Origin of the sequence: Thermosynechococcus sp. Uc, assembly GCF_029335995.1 — a bacterium.
Taxonomy (GTDB): Bacteria; Cyanobacteriota; Cyanobacteriia; order Thermosynechococcales; family Thermosynechococcaceae; genus Thermosynechococcus.
In genome coordinates, this window is sequence record NZ_JARJMS020000043.1 from 1 (window position 1) to 5,385 (window position 5,385).

5 protein-coding genes are annotated in these 5,385 nt (G+C 52.1%); 1 reads left to right on the forward strand and 4 read right to left on the reverse strand.

Going from position 1 to position 5,385, the window contains the following annotated elements:
- Both P3X23_RS05040 and P3X23_RS05045 read right to left on the reverse strand, forming a co-directional pair.
- Positions 1 to 228 (reverse strand): hypothetical protein (locus P3X23_RS05040; RefSeq protein ID WP_300873750.1); only part of this gene is annotated, 228 nt, incomplete at its 3' end.
- A 241-nt stretch (positions 229 to 469) separates the two neighbouring features.
- A complete protein-coding gene (locus tag P3X23_RS05045) occupies positions 470 to 1,591 on the reverse strand; it encodes a polysaccharide biosynthesis/export family protein (RefSeq protein ID WP_300873752.1) in 1,122 nt (373 codons plus the stop codon).
- A gap of 105 nt (positions 1,592 to 1,696) precedes the next feature.
- Here P3X23_RS05045 and P3X23_RS05050 point away from each other — a divergent pair, with 105 nt between their 5' ends.
- Entirely contained in the window at positions 1,697 to 2,431 is a 735-nt protein-coding gene (locus P3X23_RS05050; RefSeq protein ID WP_300873755.1) for an ABC transporter ATP-binding protein, read from the forward strand.
- Between the two features lie 624 nt (positions 2,432 to 3,055).
- Here the strand turns inward: P3X23_RS05050 and P3X23_RS05055 are convergent.
- Together P3X23_RS05055 and P3X23_RS05060 are read right to left on the reverse strand one after the other, a co-directional pair.
- Positions 3,056 to 3,553 (reverse strand): chemotaxis protein CheW, encoded by a 498-nt coding sequence (locus P3X23_RS05055; RefSeq protein ID WP_300873757.1) that lies wholly within the window; start codon positions 3,551 to 3,553, stop codon positions 3,056 to 3,058.
- Positions 3,546 to 5,385, reverse strand: a 1,840-nt coding sequence (locus tag P3X23_RS05060; protein WP_300873760.1) for a hybrid sensor histidine kinase/response regulator, incomplete at its 5' end; no start/stop codon positions are given. The genes P3X23_RS05055 and P3X23_RS05060, both read right to left, overlap by 8 nt.

Sequence of the window (5,385 nt, forward strand, 5' to 3'; positions counted from 1 at the left end):
CGTGGTCAAATGGGGGTACTGCTGTTGTTGTTTCTGGGCATTGGGTGCCAGTACTTTATCACTTTCTATAACTAAATTCTGGGATCCCAAATCCACTTGTGGGGGTGGTGGTACGGCATGGGACTGGGGGGGGTGGGTACCGGCAATGCCATCGCGCGGCGGCAGGGTTGGTGCAGGCTGTGGCTCCTTCACAGGTTCCATCAGAAGGCGAAAATAAGCTTCGTACATTTCGGGTTGCCAGAGAACATACCCTCCCATCGCTAAAAATGAGAGTAAAACCGTAGCTGAAAGAAGTCGCCACCGTCGCCGACACAGCTGGCCAAAAGCTTGTAGCCTGCCCTTTCTAGAACTCTTTGCGGCGCTGAGCCGCAATGGATTTTGCCGGCGATCGCCCGAAGGGCACGCCCCACGACTGACAAGCCGTAAATTAGATATGTTTTGTGGGAGTGACATCAGTAGTATATTTTCCCTAATCAAATAGATTAATCAAAATTCCCAAGGTTCCTAACGCACCTACAGGACGCAGCGCATTGCCAATCGTATCTGCCACCTGCGTTACCGCTGACCGTTCTACGACAATCACATCCCCCTGTTGCAACACAGGATTGTTCTTGGCATCGGGTTGAGCCGCCAAGCTAAAGGGAATGCGTCGCCGACTGACCGTGCCATCGCGGTTGAGCCGTACCAACGTTACCTGAGACATATTGGCACGTTGCACATTGAATCCGCCGGCCGCCCCAATTCCCTGAGTGAGGGTGGCGTTTGCTGGCACTTCAACTACCCCCGGTCGCAGTACTTCGCCCACAACCTGTACCCGAATCACCTGCGGCGAAAACGTGGCAGAGGCCACCCGTATGGCTTCCGCCGCATTTACTGCCTGTGCCTTGGGCACCACAATCACATCATCACTGCGCAGTGTAATATCTTGGCTGGCATCTCCTGACTGAATCATTTCCCAAAGATTAATTTTGGTCACGGCAGTTTGGCCATTCCCGAGTTGACGGCGTATCTCAATATTGCGAATATCTGCCTCTTGGGTAATGCCACCGCTTTGAGCGAGTACTTGGCTCAGGCGAGGCCATGTTAAGCCACCGGAAAGGTCAACACCCGCTGCAGAAGCTGATACAGATGTAAAAGGAACAACATAAGATCCCGGACGGCTAACCTCGCCCGCCACCAAAATTTTCATGGGCCGCGGAGTCTGCAACGTAACCGTCACGGCTGGAAAGCGCATCACCTTACTATAGGCATTCAGGATCAGCTGTTCCACTTGAGGTAGAGTTAAGCCCCCCACCATGACGCGCCCTGCCAAAGGTAGAGTGACTGAGCCATCGAGATTAACGGTGAATTGTCTCTGACTAGTAACGCTTGCTGGAAGGTTGACCACTTCAATAAAAAGCACATCCCCTGCCCCTAAAAGATAGTCTTGGAGAGGATTAACGCCGGTAAAACTATAGGAGTTTGGACGGACGGGCATGGGTTGAGCGGTGACCGAGGGGGGGGTCAGCAGTGTTGTCCCAAGGGTCAATCCGCTGGCGATCGCCAGCGCGATTAGAGTGTTGTGTCCCCTTGACAAGGATCTACACCCCATAGTTGCTGCTCCTCACTCACTGGTTCTACCCTATGCTACCTGTTCAGCCCGACTTATGGAAAAAGGCTTTAGAATGAGTGGAAATGGCTTTATCACCTCATCGTAATGCTGGATCAGCCGCTCATTTGCCTAGAACAGATTTCCAAAGTTTATGGCCAAGGGGAGACCGAAGTTCACGCCCTCAGGGATGTGAATCTAGAAATTCAGCGAGGGGAGTACTGCGCCATTATGGGGGCATCGGGGTCAGGCAAGTCCACAATGATGAATATTATTGGCTGTTTGGATCGCCCAACCTCTGGCCGCTACTTTCTCGATGGGCAGGATGTGGCGCACCTCAGTGATGATGAACTTGCCCATATTCGCAATGCCAAGATTGGCTTTGTCTTTCAGCAGTTTTACTTGCTGGGGCAACTGACTGCCTTGGAAAATGTGATGCTACCTATGGTCTATGCTCGAGTACCGCCTAAGGAACGGCGCGATCGCGCGATCGCTGCTTTAGAACAGGTGGGCTTGGGTCACCGCCTTGAGAATCGTCCCAATCAACTTTCCGGAGGACAACAACAACGGGTGGCGATCGCCCGTGCCATTGTCAACCAGCCGCTTCTCCTCCTTGCCGATGAACCCACCGGTGCCCTCGATAGCCACACCACAGCGGAAATTCTTGCCATCTTTGGTCAACTCAATGAAGCCGGCATGACAGTAATTATGGTCACCCATGAACCTGATGTGGCGGCTGTGACGCACCGCATCATTCAGTTTCGCGACGGTCAAATTCGGTCGGATCGCCCCAATCTGCCTAGTCCGCTGGCCGTACCTGCCCCAGAAGTGTTGATCCTGTAACAAAACTTAACACTCTCAGCCTGCGTCGAGCGGATGCGAGAGGCCACAAGTAGCTCTGGCGGCCAATCAAAGCTCCAATCCACTGTTGAACACCTGTATTCCTGACCGATTCAAGGGATAAAACAAGGCTCTTATGTTGTTCAAGCTGGGGTCTAGAAGATAGGTCAGCCAGATTTTGAACAGCAGTTGTGAGTTCAATACAGGAGAGTCGCAAGGGATGAGGTGTTTGAGGAGAGACTTGACCATCTTTTCAAAGGATGTCATGATAAGTTGCTCCTTAACCAACAATTGGCGTTATCAAAGTTAGGACTCAATTGAAAGCGCTGGAACAGGCCTTGGCTGGTCTGGCGATTAATCCAAAGGGGCAGATTAATTAAACCTCGATATCCTTATTAGCCACTGCATTTGGCCCTCACTATCCTGGTAAGGGCGTATGCGATTCACGAGCGCTCAAGATTCTCCTAGACTGAGGCCGCCAAAGGGGGAAATTTCCACTGGAGTTTGAAGTGCGGTGTCTAGCCGCTCAACCAGCGTGGCAGCGTCAGGCTCTTTCTCAGAGTTGATCTCAACCACAAACTGGACATCCGTAAGCAACTCATGGTAGTTGGGTTTAGGGTGGGCAGGCTACCGCGTCTTTAGGTTGTGCAGTACCCGCTCAAGATCAACAATAAAGATGGGGGATAGGTCTTGATCCTCTTGACTACCAACCATCAGGGAACTGACGTTGTGAATGCTCCCCCAGTGAAGGTAGTTAGCGGGAATGGGATGAATGGCACTCTGTGGAATTCGCTCAATGACTGGGGGTGCGGTGAGGGGCAGGCCAAACCATTCTTGCTCCAATCGGGGCTGGAGAATTAGCAAAAATTTGAGCTTCTGCGTTTCTGAGGTGGAGAGAGGATCATCAAAGAGACAGCGGCCAATATCAATCACTAAAATTTCGCGATTCTCATAAGTCACCAAACCAACCCCCCGCTGCTGTGGATCACCATGAATCGGAGGTAAGGGAATCACCCGATAGGCCTGGGCCATGGGTACAGCAAACTGCTCTTGACGTACGATAAATGTCAGGAACTGCTCTAAAACAATGGGTTGGCTTTGACGGCGACGGCGGCTTTTAAGCATGGCGGATCAACTGATCAAGGGTGGCCAAAAGGTCACTTTCGCGGAAGGGTTTGCTGAAGTAGGCAGCTGCCCCTAAATGTTCTGCAAGCTGGCGATGTTTTTGGCCTGTGCGCGAGGTCAGCATCATTACGGGAGTGTTTTGACACTGGGGAATACGGCGAATTTGAGTGAGGACGCCAAACCCATCGAGACGAGGCATTTCAATGTCGCAGATAAGGGCACTGACGTGTAACCCCCCTTGCAGTTTATCAATGGCCTCCTGACCATCTTTGGCCTGTTCAACCCGATAGCCGGCTTTTTCGAGGGTATTGGCAAGGAAGCGGCGCACGTTAACTGAATCATCAACCACAAGGATGGTATCTTGGCTGGGGGCAACAGGGGGAGCTACAGGGGCACGGGAGTGTTCCTGTTCTGACCAATCAAAGAGGGCAAGGGGGTCTAATAGAGGGACAATGCGACCATTCCCCAAAATCGTGCAGCCACTAAAGCCCTTGGGTAGGGCTAATTCCCCTTCGACTTGGCGAATGGTGACTTCTTGCTCGCTCCAATAGCGATCAACCCGCAGGGCGAGGGCACTGTCCCCTTGACTGACAATCATCAACGTGGGTTGGTTAATTGCCGGCGCTCCCTCCATTTGCACAGGACGATAGGGACGCTGAAAGTGGAAAATTTGGGCTAGGTCAATTAAAGGAATGAGATAGTCTTCCCAATCAATTAGAGTTGAGCCAAGGGTTTCAATGGCGGGGTAGCGATCGGCCAACACCATTTCTTCAATGCCTTCGGTGGGCACAGCCAAGAGCATACCAGCCGCTTCCACTAGGAGTGCTCGTATCATTGAGAGGGTATAGGGGATTGCAATCGTAAATTCTGTCCCTTGACCAGGGGTACTGTGGATTTGAATGTTACCGCGAATTTGCCGTAGATTGGTGCGCACAATGTCCATTCCCACGCCACGCCCAGAGAGGCTAGTCACCTGTGAAGCGGTTGAGAAGCCCGGCTCAAAAATCAGTTGCCAGAGGTCGCGATCGCTCGCAGTTTCCAACCAGTCCCGTGCTAAGCCCAATCGCCGTGCCGTTTGGCGAATTTTCTCTGGATTGAGACCTCGGCCATCATCCGCCACAGTAATGACGGTTTGATTGCCGCGATAGGCAGCTTTCAGAGTAATGGTGCCCACTGCGGGTTTGCCAAGGGCTTGACGTTCTTCGGTTGTTTCAATCCCATGATCAAAAGCATTGCGGACAAGGTGCAACAGGGGATCCGCCAGCACACTCAACACAGTACGGTCAATGAGAATATGACTGCCCTCAATGACTAAGTTGACCTTCTTGCCATGCTCACGACTTAACTCACTGATGAGGCGAGGATAGCGGTTGGCCAGATCGGCAAAGGGGCGCATCCGCACTTGGGTAAACCGAGCTTGAAGTTGCTTGGCGGTACGGTTGAGATCGCGGCCGGTGCGTTCGGTATCCTCTAGGCTCAATTCCAAATCGCTGGTGATTTCCTGTATTTGGACAATGATTTCCATCACTTCCTGTGAAAGCAAGTGCACATCGGTGTAGCGATCGAATTCAAGAACATCGAAGCCATGCTGATTTTGGGGATTAAAGTGATGGGGGGCACTGACACGGTCATATTCTGTGCGTAGGCGAAAGTTAGCTTGCTCAAGGGCACGCACTTTTTGCTTGAGAGCCGCCAGCAGGTCGTGGAGCCGTTCCCGTTGCAAATCCAAACCATTACACTCAATGAGTAACTCCCCCATCAGATCACTGAGTTGATCTAACTGATGCCCCGGTACCCGCACGGTCATTTCCTTGGGTTCTGGGGATTGGGGC